16 protein-coding genes and 1 pseudogene are annotated in these 14,705 nt (G+C 71.9%); 2 read left to right on the top strand and 15 right to left on the bottom strand.

What is annotated here, in order from left to right:
• The first annotated feature begins 153 nt into the window (after nt 1-153).
• The gene (locus tag M1105_RS11690; protein WP_249580550.1) at nt 154-585 is read left to right on the top strand and encodes a CBS domain-containing protein; all 432 of its coding nucleotides are present in this window, start codon (nt 154-156) and stop codon (nt 583-585) included.
• A 99-nt stretch (nt 586-684) separates the two neighbouring features.
• Nucleotides 685-1,182: a pantetheine-phosphate adenylyltransferase gene (coaD, locus tag M1105_RS11685; protein WP_249580549.1), complete on the top strand. Its 498-nt coding sequence runs from the start codon at nt 685-687 to the stop codon at nt 1,180-1,182.
• Between the two features lie 87 nt (nt 1,183-1,269).
• On the opposite strand, the gene rnhA is transcribed toward coaD, so the two are convergent.
• The 15 genes and pseudogenes from rnhA to M1105_RS11610 form a co-directional block, all read right to left on the bottom strand.
• The gene (gene rnhA, locus M1105_RS11680) at nt 1,270-1,761 is read right to left on the bottom strand and encodes a ribonuclease HI (RefSeq protein WP_249580548.1); all 492 of its coding nucleotides are present in this window, start codon (nt 1,759-1,761) and stop codon (nt 1,270-1,272) included.
• A complete protein-coding gene (locus M1105_RS11675) occupies nt 1,758-2,174 on the bottom strand; it encodes a DUF805 domain-containing protein (RefSeq protein ID WP_249580547.1) in 417 nt (138 codons plus the stop codon). Before M1105_RS11675 ends, rnhA begins: the two co-directional genes overlap by 4 nt.
• Before the next feature lie 39 nt (nt 2,175-2,213).
• Nucleotides 2,214-3,164: a 4-hydroxy-3-methylbut-2-enyl diphosphate reductase gene (ispH, locus tag M1105_RS11670; protein WP_249580546.1), complete on the bottom strand. Its 951-nt coding sequence runs from the start codon at nt 3,162-3,164 to the stop codon at nt 2,214-2,216.
• A complete protein-coding gene (locus tag M1105_RS11665) occupies nt 3,161-4,948 on the bottom strand; it encodes an ABC transporter ATP-binding protein (protein ID WP_249580545.1) in 1,788 nt (595 codons plus the stop codon). The genes ispH and M1105_RS11665 overlap by 4 nt, the downstream gene beginning before the upstream one ends.
• 287 nt (nt 4,949-5,235) lie before the next feature.
• Nucleotides 5,236-5,955: pseudogene (gene recO, locus M1105_RS11660) on the bottom strand (DNA repair protein RecO); the annotation flags it as partial.
• A gap of 89 nt (nt 5,956-6,044) precedes the next feature.
• Nucleotides 6,045-6,377: a DUF1491 family protein gene (locus M1105_RS11655; protein ID WP_249580544.1), complete on the bottom strand. Its 333-nt coding sequence runs from the start codon at nt 6,375-6,377 to the stop codon at nt 6,045-6,047.
• 3 nt (nt 6,378-6,380) lie between these two features.
• Complete coding sequence (gene era / locus M1105_RS11650) at nt 6,381-7,292, bottom strand: GTPase Era (RefSeq protein WP_249580543.1); 912 nt, start codon at nt 7,290-7,292, stop codon at nt 6,381-6,383.
• 31 nt (nt 7,293-7,323) lie between these two features.
• Nucleotides 7,324-8,022: a ribonuclease III gene (gene rnc / locus M1105_RS11645; protein ID WP_249580542.1), complete on the bottom strand. Its 699-nt coding sequence runs from the start codon at nt 8,020-8,022 to the stop codon at nt 7,324-7,326.
• A gap of 93 nt (nt 8,023-8,115) precedes the next feature.
• The gene (gene lepB / locus M1105_RS11640) at nt 8,116-9,000 is read right to left on the bottom strand and encodes a signal peptidase I (protein WP_249580541.1); all 885 of its coding nucleotides are present in this window, start codon (nt 8,998-9,000) and stop codon (nt 8,116-8,118) included.
• Nucleotides 9,001-9,086: 86 nt separating this feature from the next.
• The gene (locus tag M1105_RS11635; RefSeq protein ID WP_249580540.1) at nt 9,087-10,898 is read right to left on the bottom strand and encodes a TRAP transporter permease; all 1,812 of its coding nucleotides are present in this window, start codon (nt 10,896-10,898) and stop codon (nt 9,087-9,089) included.
• 127 nt (nt 10,899-11,025) lie between these two features.
• Entirely contained in the window at nt 11,026-11,985 is a 960-nt protein-coding gene (locus M1105_RS11630; RefSeq protein WP_249580539.1) for a TAXI family TRAP transporter solute-binding subunit, read from the bottom strand.
• A 217-nt stretch (nt 11,986-12,202) separates the two neighbouring features.
• Entirely contained in the window at nt 12,203-12,616 is a 414-nt protein-coding gene (gene acpS, locus M1105_RS11625; protein ID WP_249580538.1) for a holo-ACP synthase, read from the bottom strand.
• 16 nt (nt 12,617-12,632) lie between these two features.
• Entirely contained in the window at nt 12,633-13,259 is a 627-nt protein-coding gene (locus M1105_RS11620) for a LysE family translocator (protein WP_249580537.1), read from the bottom strand.
• Nucleotides 13,256-14,071 (bottom strand): pyridoxine 5'-phosphate synthase, encoded by an 816-nt coding sequence (locus M1105_RS11615; RefSeq protein WP_249580536.1) that lies wholly within the window; start codon nt 14,069-14,071, stop codon nt 13,256-13,258. The genes M1105_RS11620 and M1105_RS11615 overlap by 4 nt, the downstream gene beginning before the upstream one ends.
• Nucleotides 14,064-14,666 (bottom strand): DUF2062 domain-containing protein, encoded by a 603-nt coding sequence (locus M1105_RS11610; RefSeq protein WP_249580535.1) that lies wholly within the window; start codon nt 14,664-14,666, stop codon nt 14,064-14,066. Before M1105_RS11610 ends, M1105_RS11615 begins: the two co-directional genes overlap by 8 nt.
• Nucleotides 14,667-14,705 lie beyond the last annotated feature (39 nt).

Genomic DNA, 14,705 nt, shown 5'->3' with positions numbered 1-14,705 from the left:
GTGGAGAATGCCGCAAAGCCCCGAATGGTTCCAGAGCCCCGCGATGGCGCCAGTGTCGGGAGGACGCCGCAAGCGTTGGCCGACGCCCCGAATGTTGACAGGCCCCGAATGTCGTCTCACGCTGATTTGATCGAACGCGCTGGGAGAGCCGACATGAACGTGATCCAGATTCTCCGAAGCAAGGGGTCCTCGGCCATCGAGACCATCCGCTCCGAAGTCACGCTGAGCGATGCGGCGGCCGTGCTTGCCGCGCGGCGGATCGGCGCGCTGGTGGTGACCGCGCGGGATGGGTCGATGGCGGGCATCCTGTCGGAGCGCGACATCGTGCGCCGCGTCGGCGAGGACGGCGCGCGCGCGCTGACGCTGCCGGTCAGCGCCGTGATGACCAGCAAGGTCGAAACCTGCGCCCCCGCCGATTCGGCGACCTCGGTTTTGGAACGCATGACCGCCGGGCGCTTCCGCCACATGCCGGTGATGGAGGGCGGACGGATGACCGGGATCCTGTCGATCGGCGATGTCGTGAAGGCGCGCATCGAGGAGGTCGAGGCCGAGAACCAGGCCATGGCGGGCATGCTGAGCGGCTGACGCGTCATTGCGGGATTCGGCCGCTTTCGCCGGATTCGAGCTTGATTTCCGGCGCGCGGCGCTGTTGCGTGAGGCTCCCGCGCAGAGGGGGAGGCTCGGTTGCGCACAGGACTCTATCCGGGGACGTTCGACCCGGTCACGCTCGGGCATGTCGACATCGTGCGGCGCGCCGCCAAGCTGGTCGACCGGCTGGTCATCGGCGTCGCGATCAACCGCGACAAGGGCCCGCTGTTCGACCTCGAGACCCGCGTCGAGATGATCGAGGCCGAATGCGCCCCGGTGGCGCGCGAGAGCGGCACGATCATCGAGGTCCGCCCCTTCGAGAACCTGCTGATGCATTTCGCCCGCGAGGTCGAGGCCGGCATCATCATCCGCGGCCTGCGGGCGGTGTCGGACTTCGAGTACGAGTTCCAGATGGTCGGCATGAACCGCGCGCTCGACGACGAGATCGAGATGGTGTTCCTGATGGCGGACGCGAGCCACCAGGCGATCGCCTCGAAGCTGGTCAAGGAGATCGCGCGCATGGGGGGCGACGTCTCGAGCTTCGTCTCGCCCCGGGTCGAGACGGCCCTGAAGGCCCGCTTCGGCCGGGTCTGAGGCGCACCCGCCGCTTTCGCGGGCCCCGCGCCGTCACATGCCGCCGCGGGCGATCGCGCGGCTCAGGGGGCCGCCGCGCCACGGGGGTCAGGCGCGCCCGGCGGCCTTCCGGTCGGCGCGCAGCGCGGCGATGGCTTCGCGCGCCAGCGCGTCGGCGCGCTCGTTCTGCTCGTGGCCCGAATGGCCCTTGATCCATTCCCAGCGCACCTCGTGGCGGGCGCGGGCGGCGTCGAGCCGCTGCCACAGATCGGCATTCTTGACGGGCTTCTTCGCCGCCGTCTTCCAGCCGTTGCGCTTCCAGCCATGAATCCAGGCGGTGATGCCGTCCTTGAGATAGGCCGAGTCGGTCACCACGGTCACCGGCACGCCGCGCTCGAGCGTCTCGAGCGCCATGATCGCGGCCATCAGCTCCATCCGGTTGTTGGTGGTCTCAGGCTCGGCCCCCGACAGCTCGCGCGTCTTGACCAGCTCGCCGCCGCGGCGCGCCTCCATCACCACGCCCCAGCCGCCGGGCCCGGGATTGCCCGAGCAGGCGCCGTCGGTGAAGGCGGTGATCTCGGGCGTGGCCGCCCGGCTCACCGCCGCCCCCCGCGCCCCTTCGGGTCGGGGCCATAGCCGTTCGGGCCGGGGGTTCCGTCCATGCAGGCCCAGACCAGCACCGCAAGCGCCCCGCAGAAGATCACGACATAGCCCACGGGCTCGAGGATGCCGCCCTGGATCGCGCCGCCCAGCAAGACGAAGGGCAGCCCCGCCCAAGGCAGAAGGATCAGCCAGCCGCTGCGCCCCACGTCGTGCAGGCGCCGCACGCCGACGGCCAGGCTCGGCAGCAGGATGACGAGGCTCCAGAGTTGGCCGAGCACCGGGATCTGCCCCAGCACCACCGAGCTGACCACCTGGAAGAGCGCCCACCACCAATATTCCGGCCGCGTCGCACGGCCGGCGAAGTTCGCGTAGTTGCGAACCACGGACTGGATGGCCTCGACCGGACCCATGCGCCGCCCCCCTCTCGTGCGACCCGTCGCGACGGGCCGTCAGACCGCCATGCGCAGGATTCGGGGCACCTTGAATGAGACATTCTCCTCGGCGGTCACGACGCGCTCGATGGCGAGGTCATAGCGCGCGCGGAAGGCGTCGATCACGCCCTCGACCAGCACCTCCGGGGCGCTGGCGCCCGCCGTGACGCCGACCGCGCGGACGCCGTCGATCGCGCGCCAGTCGATGTCGGCCGCGGTCTGGACCAGCATGGCATAGGGGCAGCCCGCCGCGCGCCCAACCTCGACCAGCCGCTGCGAGTTCGACGAGTTCGGCGCCCCCACCACCAAGAGCGCGTCGATCTTCGGCGCCATCTCCTTCACCGCCGCCTGGCGGTTGGTGGTGGCGTAGCAGATGTCCTCCTTGTGCGGGCCCACGATGCGCGGGAAGCGCGCCTTGAGCGCAGCGACGACGTCGGCGGTGTCATCCACCGACAGCGTGGTCTGGGTGATGAAGGCAAGCCGCTCGGGGTCGCGCGGGCCGATGCGGCCGACATCGGCCACGGTCTCGACCAGGATCACCTCGCCCTCGGGCAACTGGCCCATGGTTCCCACGGTCTCGGGATGGCCGGCATGGCCGATCATGACGATCTGGAAGCCCCGCTCGTGATGGCGCTCGGCCTCGATATGCACCTTCGAGACCAGCGGGCAGGTGGCATCGACATAGAGCATGTTGCGGCGCTCGGCCTCGGCCGGCACCGCTTTCGGAACGCCATGCGCCGAGAACACCACCGGGCGGTCGATCGGGCATTCGTCGAGCTCCTCGACGAACACCGCGCCCTTGGCGCGCAGCTCGTCCACCACGTGCTTGTTGTGGACGATCTCGTGCCGCACATAGACCGGCGCGCCCCATTTCTCGATCGCCTGCTCGACGATCTCGATGGCGCGCACCACGCCCGCGCAGAAGCCGCGGGGGTCGGCGAGATAGAGCGTGAGCGGCGGCCTTGTCATGCCCGTTCCTTCTGCGGCCCGAACTGGAGTTCGGCGAGCCTCGCATAGAGCCCGCCCCTGCCGGTGAGTATATCGTGGGTGCCTTCCTCGACCACCCGCCCCGTGTCAATGACCACGATGTGATGCGCGCGGCGCACCGTCGCAAGGCGGTGCGCGATCACGATGGTTGTGCGGCCCTTCATCAGCCGCGCCAGCGCCTCGGAGACATGCGCCTCCGACTCGGCGTCGAGCGCCGAGGTGGCCTCGTCGAGCAGCAGGATGGGGGCGTCGCGCAGGATCGCGCGGGCGATGGCGATGCGCTGGCGCTGCCCGCCCGACAGGCGGCCACCGCCCTCGCCCACCGCCGTGTCGTAGCCCTGCGGCAGGTCGGCGATGAAGCCCGCGGCGTTGGCCTCGGCGGCGGCTGCCTCGATCTCGGCGCGCGTGGCGCCGGGGCGGCCATAGGCGATGTTCTCGGCCACCGTCGCGTCGAACAGGAAGGTTTCCTGCGTCACCAGCGCCATGCTCGCGCGCAGCGAGGCGAGCGAGACGGTCCTGATCTCCTGCCCGTCGATCTCGATGCGGCCCGAATCGGGGTCAAAGAAACGCTCGGCCAGCGCCAGCACGGTCGACTTTCCCGCGCCGGAGGGGCCGACCAACGCCGTGACCTTGCCCGCCCGCGCGGTGAAGTCGATCCCGTCGAGCGCGGGCACCCCGCCATAGGCGAAGCGCACGTCTCGAAAGGCGATCTCGCCGCGCGGCACGACCAGGGCCGGCGCGCCCGGCAGTTCCGGGATCTCGGCGCGAGTGTCGAGCAGGGCGTAGATCGCCTCGACCCCGGCAAGCTGCTGGCGCAGCGCCACGTTGAGCTGGGCGAGCCGGCGCGCGGGGTCGGCCGCCATGAAGAGCGCGGTGACGAAGGAGAAGAAGGTGCCGGCCTCCATCGTCCCACCGATCACCCTGAGGCCGCCATAGAGGATGACGGCCGCGCCGGCGATGCCGGCCATGGTCTCCATCAGCGGCACGACCAGGCCCTGGAACACGGCAATGCGGTCCGAGCGGTCGCGCACATCGGCCACCGCGCGGTCCATGCGCCCGCGCATGATGTCCTCGAGCCCGAAGGCGCGGATCACGCGGGCGCCGGCCACCGATTCGGCCATCAATGACAGCACCCGGCCGTGCAGCGTCACCTCGGCGCGAGCAAGCTTGCGCACCCTGCCCACCAGCCAGCCGACGCCACCCAGCACCGCGGGTAGCCCGATCAGCGACAACGCCGAGAGCGCGAGGTCCTGCCACAGCATCACCCCCACCAGCGCCAGCAGCGCGAAGAGGTCGGCGCCCAGCCGCTGCGCGATCAGCTGCAACGCCGCGCGCGCCTGAGCCGCGTTCATCGAGATGCGGGTGGTCAGGTCGCCAGTGGTCTCGCCCGCGTGGAAGGCCATGCCCTGCGCCATAACATGCGAGAAAACCCGGTTCTGCAGGGTCGCCACGATGCGGTTGCCGATGCGGGTGAGGATGACCTGCGAGCCGAAGGTCGAGGCGCCGCGGATCAGGAACACCGCCAGCACGACGGCGGCGATCGCGGGCACGGTCTCGGCCCGGCGCTCGACGAAGACGTCCTGCATGACGTCCTCCATCAGGAGCGCGATGGCAGCCCCCATGGCACCCGTCACCGCCATCAGCCCCAGCGCGAGCGCATAGCCGCGGCGATGCGCCCAGGCGGTCTCGGCGATCAGGCGCGCGATGAGCCGCGTGCTGCCCGGCCCCAACACCCTGTCGAGAAGTGCGGCGAGCATCCGCTGCATCCGCCTCGCTCCCCTCAACGCCGCGCCGACGCGGCGGCGGCCGCTTCCTGCCGCTGCCCTTAGCGCATCGCGGCGCCAAGAACCAGCCCGCCCGGTGCCGGTGCGGTCGGGGTGCGGCGGCGCGGGGATCAGGGGGCGTGATGCCCCGGCACCGGGCGGTGCCGACCAGCCAGCGGCGGAGCGGGGGGCGACATGCCATGAGAAACGGCGCCGGGGCCGCCGCCGGCACCGGGTCCCGCGGCGCCGCCCGGACTGCCCTGCCCGCCCGTGGCGGGTGGCGTCTGCGGCCGGTCGAGCGCGCGGATCAGCCGGTCGCGCGCCTCGGGCAGCGCCTCGCGCTCCAGCGCTGGGCAGACGCGGTTGGCGAGGAACCAGCCGGTCATGCGCAGCGCCTCGCGCACCGCACCCGGATTGGCCCGGCCCTGACCGATCAGGAACCCCGGCAGCGGCAGCAGCTTGTCGGCCCATGGCCCGCCCACGGCGCGCGTCACCGCCCGCCCGGTGCGCGGCGAGACGAAGGCCAGGTCGTGCCGCGAGCCGCTGACCGCGCAGCGCTCGAGGTCGAGGCCGAAGCCCAGCACGTCGAGGAACGCGACCTCCCACAGCGCGTAGCGCGCGGGCCAGTCGGCGGCCTGCGCGGCCAGCGCGTCGGCAAGGTCCGTGCTCGCCTCGTGCAGCCCTGCCTCGGCGCCGCGCTCGGGCACCATTGTCAGGATCAGCGCAGCCATCGCGTTGAAGGCCGCCAGCGTGCCGCGGTCGGCCATGATGCCGGCGGCGCGGCTGCGCAGCGGCTCGACCCGGAAATGGCCCAGGTGCTCCTCGAGCCGAGCGCGCCACTCGACGGCAAGCTGCGAGCCCGGCTGGAGGATGGCCGACATCTTCTGCCCCGCGCCGCCGCGTACCAGCCCGGAATGCCGGCCATGCCCGGCCGTGAGCACGTCGATGATGGCCGAGGATTCGCCGTGATCACGGATGCTGAGAAGAAGCCCCTCGTCGCGCCAGTCCATTCGCCTGCCCCGTCCGTCCGCTGCATCCACCCGCCGCCGCGCACCCGTGCCCAGCCCGCGCCGCCGGCGGAACCGGGCCGGCGCCGCGCTCAGCCCGCGAGGCTCGGGTCCTCGAGCAGGTGGCGTCCGCGCCGGTCCTCGATCTCGATCACCCAGAGGTCGCGGTCGCGTCCGCGCGCTCGGGCAATCGCCGCGTCGACCTCGGCCTCCGGCGCGTCCGCGATCTCGGCGTCCCAGCCGAGCCCGCCCTCCAGACCGTATGTCCGTGACCACAAGGATGCACGCCCATTCATGAACGCAACCTTCACGGCGATCGCCCCCGCGGTGGCATCGCCGCGATGGATGACATGGGCGTAGATACCCTCGGCCCCCAGGCGGCTCAGATACGCCCCTACCCAGACATGCGCGGCGAGCCGGGCCATGCCTCAGCCGCCGTCCGAAAAGTCGAGCCCCATCTCGCGGTAGCGCTCGGGCTCCTCGAGCCAGTTGGGGCGCACGCGGACGGTCAGGAACAGGTGGCAGGGGCGCTCGATCAGCTTCGCGATCTCGGCGCGGGCCTCGGCGCCCACGGCCTTGATGGTGGCGCCCTTGTTGCCCAGCACGATGCCCTTGTGCCCCTCGCGCGCGACATAGACCACCTGCTCGATCCGGGCCGAGCCGTCCTTGCGCTCCTCCCAACCCTCGGTCTCGACGGTGAGTTGGTAGGGGATCTCCTGATGCAGGCGCAGGGTCAGCTTCTCGCGCGTGATCTCGGCGGCCAGCATCCGCAGCGGCAGGTCGGCGATCTGGTCCTCGGGGTAGAGCCACGGCCCCTCCGGCAGCGTTTCGGCCAGCCAGCGCTTGAGGTCCGCCACGCCGCTGCCCTTCTCGGCCGAGATCAGGAACGTCCGCGCGAAATCTCGCCGCTCGTTCAGCGCGGCGGCAAGCGCGAGCAGCGTGTCGCGCTTGACCCGGTCGATCTTGTTGATCGCGAGCGCAACCGTCCTGCCCGGCCGCACATGGGTGTCGAGCGCGGCGAGGATCGCCTCGACCCCGTCGGTGATGCCGCGATGGGCCTCGACCATCAGCACCACGATGTCGGCATCCTCGACCCCCGCCCAGGCCGAGGCGACCATCGCCCGGTCGAGCCTGCGGCGCGGCCGGAACAGGCCGGGCGTGTCGACGAACACGATCTGGGCCGCGCCCTCGAGCGCCACGCCGCGGATGCGGGTGCGGGTCGTCTGCACCTTGTGCGTGACGATCGAGACCTTGGCCCCGACCATGGCGTTCAGGAGCGTCGACTTGCCGGCGTTGGGCTCGCCGATCAGGGCGACGAAGCCGCAGCGGGTGGCGCTCATGCTGTTCTCTCCGGCATTGGGGCGGCGGCGCTCACGCGTCGGGCCCGAAGATGTGGGCGAGCAGCCGCGCCGCCGCGGCCTGCTCGGCGGCCTTCTTGGTGGTGGCCTCGGCACGGGTGCTCTCGCCGGTCTCGAGCCGGGCCTCGATGGTGAAGAGCGGCGCGTGATCCGGCCCCTCACGTCCCAGCACGCGATAGGCGGGCGGCGGCAGGCCGCGCCCCTGCGCCCATTCCTGCAGCCGGGTCTTCGCGTCCTGCGGCGCCTCGGCCGGGGCGCGCAGGCGCGTGGTCCAGCGGTCCTCGATGAAGCCGCGCGCCGCTGCCATGCCGCCGTCGAGATAGAGCGCGGCGATCACCGCCTCCATCGCGTCGGCGAGGATCGCGGTCTTGCGCCGCCCGCCCGAGACGTTCTCGGACCGGCCCAGCGCGAGATGCGCGCCGAGCCCGATCTCGCCCGCGACCTCCGCCAGCGTCTCGCGGCGCACCAGCGCGTTGAGGCGCGGCGCAAGGGTGCCTTCCGACTCGTCGGGATAGGCCGCGTGCAGCGTCTCGGCGATCACCAGCCCCAGCACCCGGTCCCCGAGGAACTCGAGGCGCTGGTTGTCGGGCCGCGCGGGGCCGGCGGCCGAGGGATGGGTGAGCGCCTCGGCCAGCAGTGCCGGCCGCGCGAAGCGGTGGCCGAGCGCGGTCTCGAGGTCGTGCAGGGCGGCGGGCTTGGCGGGTCGCGTCATCTCGGGCCGGTCATCAGGCGGGGTGTGCCCTTCCGGCTATACCGAACCCTGGGCTCCGGCGCAAAGGGCCCGGCCCAGACACGGCGCCACGCCTCACTCGACCGACTTGAAGAAGCGGTCGAAGCGCCAGCTCCAGACCTGCCAGAGCGGCCCGTCGGACGAGAAGGCGATCACGTCCGCCCGCCCGATCAGGTTCTCGAACGGGACCGCGCCGACATCTGGGAAGCGGCTGTCGACCGAGTTGTCGCGGTTGTCGCCCATGAAGAAGAAATGCCCCTCGGGCACCACGAATTCGCGCGTGTCGTCGGCCCGGCCCGCGATCGGCATGCGGTGGCCAATCTCGCCCTCGACGTTCAGCACGGCGTGGCGCCGCCCGCCGGGAAGCGTCTCGACATACTGCTCCTTGCGGCAGTCGCCGCCGAGGCGGACGGGCTCGTTCACGCAGCGCGGCAGGCTGGGCGGCGAGCCGCGCAGTACCTTGGGCTCGATGAAATCGGCCTGCCGATCGGTCGGCAGGGGCTCGCCGTTGATGTGCAGGATGCCGCCCAGCACCTGGATGCGGTCGCCCGGCAGGCCGATGACCCGCTTGACGTAGTCGATGCAGTCGTTGGCCCCCGGCTGACCCTGGCCCAGCACGGCGCGGACGAGGTTGTAGGTCCAGCGCACCGGCCCCTCCGAGCAGGCGTCGTGCCGGGGGTGCTTGAACACCACGACATCGCCGCGCTCGGGGAGCGCTGACCAGATCCGGCCCTCGAACAGGTCCGGCGCGAAGGGCAGCGAGTAGCGCGAATAGCCGTAGGAGAACTTCGAGACGAACAGGTAGTCGCCGACCAGCAGCGTCGGCTTCATCGAGCCCGAGGGGATCGAGAACGGCTGGAAGAACAGCGAGCGCACGACGGCCGCGATCACCAGCGCCCAGAAGACCGTCTTGACAGTCTCCCAAATGCCGCCATCCGGCTTCTTGTCGCGCTTGGCCATCGGGGGGAACTCGATCCTGAGTGCGGGGTCTGGCGTATGTGACCGCCTTGCCGGGGGCTGTCAAGGGAGCGCCGGGCGCGCGCGCCTCATCCGCCCAGCAGCGCCGAGGGGATCCCGCCCAGCAGCACCAGTACCCCCGCCCCGGCCGCCACGCGCGCGGCGCGGCTGAGGACGCTGCCGGGCGCGATGATGCCGAACGAAACCAGCGCGAGCCCGGCGGCCGTCACCGCCCCCTCGGCCAGCGCCGCCAGCGGCTGGGCGCCAAGCTCGATCAGCGCGGGCTGATGCACGATGCAGAGCGGCACGATGTAGAGCCCCAGCCCCAGCGCCATCGCAGTGAACGCCACGCGGATCCAGTTCTCGCCCACCATCCCGGCGGCGATGAACACCGCCCCGCAGACCGGCGGCGTGATGGTCGAGAGCAGCGCGAACCAGAACACGAAGAGATGCGCCGTGAGCGGCGCGAGCCCGAGGTCCTGCAGCGCCGGCCCCGCGATCGAGACGCAGATGACATAGGCCGCGGTCGTCGGCACCTCCATGCCCAGCACCAGGCAGGCCAGCGCGGTGAGCAGCAGGGCGGGCCACAGCGCGCCCCCTGCCCCCGACAGGATCAGCGAGGTGAGCTTGACCCCGAGCCCGGTCATCCCCAGCACGCCGATCACGATGGACGCGCAGAGGATGATCGACGCGATCATCGCCACCTGGCTGCCGGCCGCCATGCAGACCGCCTCGGCCCGCGCCAGCAGGGCACGCGGTCGCACGAAGCCGGCAGGCCCGAACATGAGCAGCACCGCCCCCGCCAGGATCGCCATTGCGGCTGCGTATTGCGGTGTCATCCCGGCCGCGAACATCACCCCCAGCAACACGCCGAAAGGGATCGCGAAGAAGGCCGCCGTGACCAGCACCGTCGCCGCGGGCGGCATCCGGTCGGCCGGCAGGCCGCTGAGGCCGAAGCGTAGCGCGAAGGCATCGATGCCCACCCAGACCGTCGCGAAATAGAGCACGGCGGGGATCAGCGCGGCGATCACGATCTCGGTGTAGGGGATGCCCGTGAGTTCCACCATGACGAAGGCCCCCGCCCCCATCAGCGGCGGCATGATCTGCCCGCCGGAAGAGGCGACCGCCTCGACCGCTCCGGCGAGGCGCTTGGGATAGCCGAGCCCCGTCATCGCCGGCAGTGTCACCGCGCCCGTCGAGGCAACATTGGCCGAGGCCGAGCCCGAGATCGACCCGAACAGCGCCGATGACAGCACCGCGACCTTGGCCGCGCCGCCGCGCAGCCGCCCCGCCGCCGCGGTGGCGAGGTTCATGAAGCCCTGCCCCGCCTCGCCCGCGTTGAGCACCGCGCCGAAGATCACGAAGATAGCGACGACGCCCGCCGAGATGCCGGTGAGGCTGCCCCAGATCCCGCCTTCGGTGATGGTGAGCGTGCCGAGGAAGCTCGAGAGCGGCAGGCCGGCATGGCCGAACTCGCCGGGGATGTGCTGGCCGAGGAGCCCGTAGGCCAACGCGAGCGCCGCGATCAGCGGCATCGGCCAGCCAATCGCGCGCCGCGCCATCTCGAGCACGATAACGAGCAGCGCCACCGCCATCGCGACCTGCCCGGGACCGGCGAGAAACCCGTACTGGTCGCCGAGCGCCGTGGCGTTCGCCGCGACATGGAGGCACGCCGCAAGCCCAACGGCGCAGAGCACCAGGCCCGAGCGCCGCGCGCGCCGCGTCCTCGCCGCGAAGACCAGCGCCCAGGGCAGCGCCAGCGCCATGTGCAGCGGCCGCGACACCAGGTTCGGCACGATCCCCGAGAACACGAGCCACAGGTGGAAACCGATCGTGAGCGCCCCAAGAGCCGCCCACAGCAGCCGGGCGTTGGGCGACAGCGGCGCGGTCTCGGCGGTCATCGGCGGATCCGGTCGGGGGCAAGGGCGGGCCGGGACGGGCGGGGCCGCGGCGGCGGGAGCACCGGGCAGGCGCGGCGCCCGCCCGGCGAGTGCGGCCGCCGCCGAGCGCGGCGCGGGCTCGCGCGCCTCAGCGGTTGGCCTCGGCGACCGGCATCCCGGCCTCGTCGTAGTATTTCAGCGCGCCGGGATGGATCTTGCCGTCGATGCTGGCAAGAAGCCCCGCATCGACGCCCGTCCACCACGCGGCCTCGCCCGCCATCCGCGCGCGCTCCTCCCAGAAGGTGCGCGTCAGGGCATAGGCGGTCGCCTCGTCCATGTCGGTCGTTGCATAGGTGACCACCGGCAGCGAGGTGGTCACGATGTCCGCGCCCTGGCCCGCATAGGTGCCCGCCGGGATCAGCGTGCGGGTGCGCTTGGTCGCGGCGACCTCGTCCTCCGAAAGCGAGAGCACCGTGACGCCGGTGCCCGCCGCGGCCTCGACCACGTTCGGCGCGGGCCAGCTCCCGGCAGTCACGAAGGCGTCGATCTGGCCGTTCTTGAGCGCGGCGACGGCGTTCGACAACTCGGCATCGGCGATGGTCACCCTGTCCTTGAGGCCGAAGAGCTCGAGATACTTCTCCCCCTCGGTCGCGCCGAAGCTGCCCTTGCCGAGCAGGATGGTCTTGCCCGCGAGCCCGGCGAGGTCGCTGACACCGGCATCGGCATCGACGACGAAATGCATGGTCAGCGACGGGATCGGGAACAGCGCACGGATCTCGGCAAAGCGCGGGTTGCCCTTGTCCTTGAACGGCCCCGTGGCCGCGGCGGCGGCGCCCACGAGCGCGGGCGGGGTGGTGAAGACGTAGTTGCCGCTGCGGGCGGCCACCTCCATCACGTTCTGCACCGAGCCCTGGCTCTCCTCGACCGTCAGGATCAGCGCCCCTTCCGAGCCGCGCTTGACCGCCTCCGACAGCTGCACCGCCATCTGGTAGTAGGACGAGCCGGTCTTGGCCGACTTGAGCGTGACGCGGGTCTCGGCCAGCCCGGCTGCGGGCACGAGGACCAGCGAGACGGCAATGGCCGCGATCGCGCTGCGGATGAAACTCATGGATCGATCCTCCCGACGTGTTGCCCCCTGGTCGGCACGGAGGCCGCGCCGGGGCGTTCTTCCCTGGGGCGCGACCATCGCCCGCGCGCGCGACCCTGTCCAGTGCGGATGCGATCGTTGCGCGGGCGGAGCGCACCGGCGGCCACGGGTGCCGCGGCGGCGCAGCCGGCGCCGGGCGCGGCGGGGCTCGATGCCCCGGCGCGGCCGACCCCCGGCCTCAGGCGCCGGCGATGGCGGGCGGCAGCGCCTCGATCACCACGAAGGCCTGGGCATAGGGGTGGTCGTCGGTGATCGTCACATGGATCCGGGGCTCAAGCCCGGGCGGCATCAGCGTCCTGAGCCGCAGAGCGGCGCCGCCTGTAAGCTGCATCGTGGGCTGGCCCGAGGGCAGGTTGACCACCCCCATCTCGCGCCAGTTCACGCCCATCCGCAGCCCCGTGCCCAGCGCCTTCGAGCATGCCTCCTTGGCCGCCCAGCGCTTGGCGTAGGAGGCCACGCGCTCGCGGCGGCGCTCGGACTTCGCCTGCTCGATCTCGGTGAACACGCGGGCGATGAAGCGCTCGCCGAAGCGCTCGAGCGTGCGCTCGATGCGGCGGATGTCGGCGATGTCCGACCCGATGCCGACGATCATCGCCCGGCCCCCACCGTCACGCCCGACCGGCGAGAAGCGCGCCGCCCGCCGCGCCGAAGACCGCGGCGCAGGCCCCGTCGATCCAGCGCCGTGCATGGGCATAGCCCGCCCGCACCGCCGGCAGCGAGAAAAGGACAGCATAGCCCCCATATATCGCGCATCCGAGCGCCGAGCAGACCGCGACGATCGCCGCGAACTCGCCCGCCCCGGCCCCCGCGGGCATGCCCAGCGCGATCACCGCCCCCCAGGCCAGCAGCGCCTTGGGATTGAGCAGGTTCAGCAGCAGGCCCTGACGGAACAGGCCCCACGGCCCCTTCGCGCCCGATGCCGCGCCCGCGGCGCCGTCGGGCCCGAGCGCGCTCTGCGCCGACTGCCAGGCGAGCCAGATCAGGAAGGCGCCGCCCGCGAGCCTGACCAGCTCCAGCGCCGGGGCCCAGGCCAGCACCAGCGCGCCGAGCCCGGTCGCCGCCACCACGCCCCAGGACCCGAGGCCCATCGACAGCCCCGCCGCCATGGCGAGCCCCGCCGCCCGTCCGCGCGCCATAGAGGTCGCGGCCACGGAGAGCGTCGCAGGTCCGGGCGAGGCCGCCGCGACGAAGAAGGCGAGCGCGGGCGCGATCAGGAAGGCGGCATCGCCCGTCACGCCGCGCCCTCGCCGAACGCCTCGCGGCGGGCCCGGTCCATCACCTCGCGCATCCGCCGGATGGCGCTGTCGAGGCCCGAGAAGATCGCCTCGCCCACCAGGAAATGGCCGATGTTGAGTTCCATCACCTCGGGGAAGGCCGCGACGGGCGACACGGTGTCATAGGTCAGTCCGTGCCCGGCATGGACCTCGAGCCCCAGCGAATGGGCGTAGGCCGCCATGTCACGCAGCCGCGCAAGCTCGGCGTCGCGCTCGGCTAGCCGCCCGTCGGCATGGGCGTCGCAATAGGCGCCAGTGTGGAGCTCGATGACCGGCGCGCCAATGCGTGCGGCGGCCTCGATCTGCCGACGGTCGGCGGCGATGAAGATCGACACGCGGCAGCCCGCCTCGCGCAGGGGCGCGATGAAATGCGCGAGCCGGTTCTCGTCGGCCGCGACCTCGAGCCCGCCTTCGGTCGTGCGTTCCTCGCGCTTCTCGGGGACGATGCAGACGGCGTGCGGGCGGTGGCGCAGCGCGATCGCCTGCATCTCATCGGTCGCCGCCATCTCGAAGTTGAGCGGCAGCGAGATGGTCGAGACCAGCGCCTCGATGTCGGCATCCGTGATGTGGCGCCTGTCCTCGCGCAGATGCGCGGTGATGCCGTCAGCGCCCGCCGCCTCGGCCACGCGCGCGGCCCGCAGCGGGTCGGGGTGGCCGCCGCCGCGCGCATTGCGGATGGTCGCCACGTGGTCGATGTTCACGCCAAGCCGCAACCGCCCCAGCGGCCGTGTCGGCTTCCCCGTCCCGGCCGCGCCGGATGTCATCTCAGGCATCGTCTCCCTCCCGGCGGTCATGCGCCGAATAGGCCGAAAGCTCGGCGTCGATGACTCGGCGCCGCTGCGCGGCAAGGCTCTCGAGCTTCCGCCGCCGCCTCTCCTGATACGCCTCGACGAGGGGGCCGATCAACCAGTAGGCGCCGAAGGCGGTCAGCAGGCCCGGCGCGATCCCGCCCACGAGATAGGGCAGGAAGATCAGCTCGAGGTTCTCGACCAGCCAGTGGAACGAGAACCCCTCGTCGACCGCGTGCGGCTTCTCGCCGAGGATCAGCCAGCCCAGCTGCAGCGAGGCCGCCGCGATGAAGGGGAAGCTCAGCGGGTTGCCCACCGCCGTGCCGAAGGCCGAGGCAAGCAGGTTGCCGCGCATCAGCCAAGCCAGCGCCGCGGCGATCACGAAATGGAAGCCGAAGAACGGCGTGAACGACGCGAAGGCCCCGCAGGCAAAGCCCAGCGCGATGCGGTGCGGGCTGTCGGGCAGCCGGTGCATGCGCTTCCGCAGGTAGGTCAGGCCACGCCAGACACCCTTGCGCGGGTACATGATCTCGCGCATCCGCTCGAGAAGAGGCGGTTTGTCACGCCGCTTGAAGATCATCTGCCGCCGAACTCCCCACGCCCCGCCGCCGGGGACAAT

Source organism: Thermohalobaculum sediminis (genome assembly GCF_023487995.1).
In the GTDB taxonomy this organism is placed as follows: Bacteria; Pseudomonadota; Alphaproteobacteria; order Rhodobacterales; family Rhodobacteraceae; genus Thermohalobaculum; species Thermohalobaculum sediminis.
Note: the sequence above shows the minus strand (reverse complement) of the source record. Positions and strands in the feature narration are given on the sequence as shown.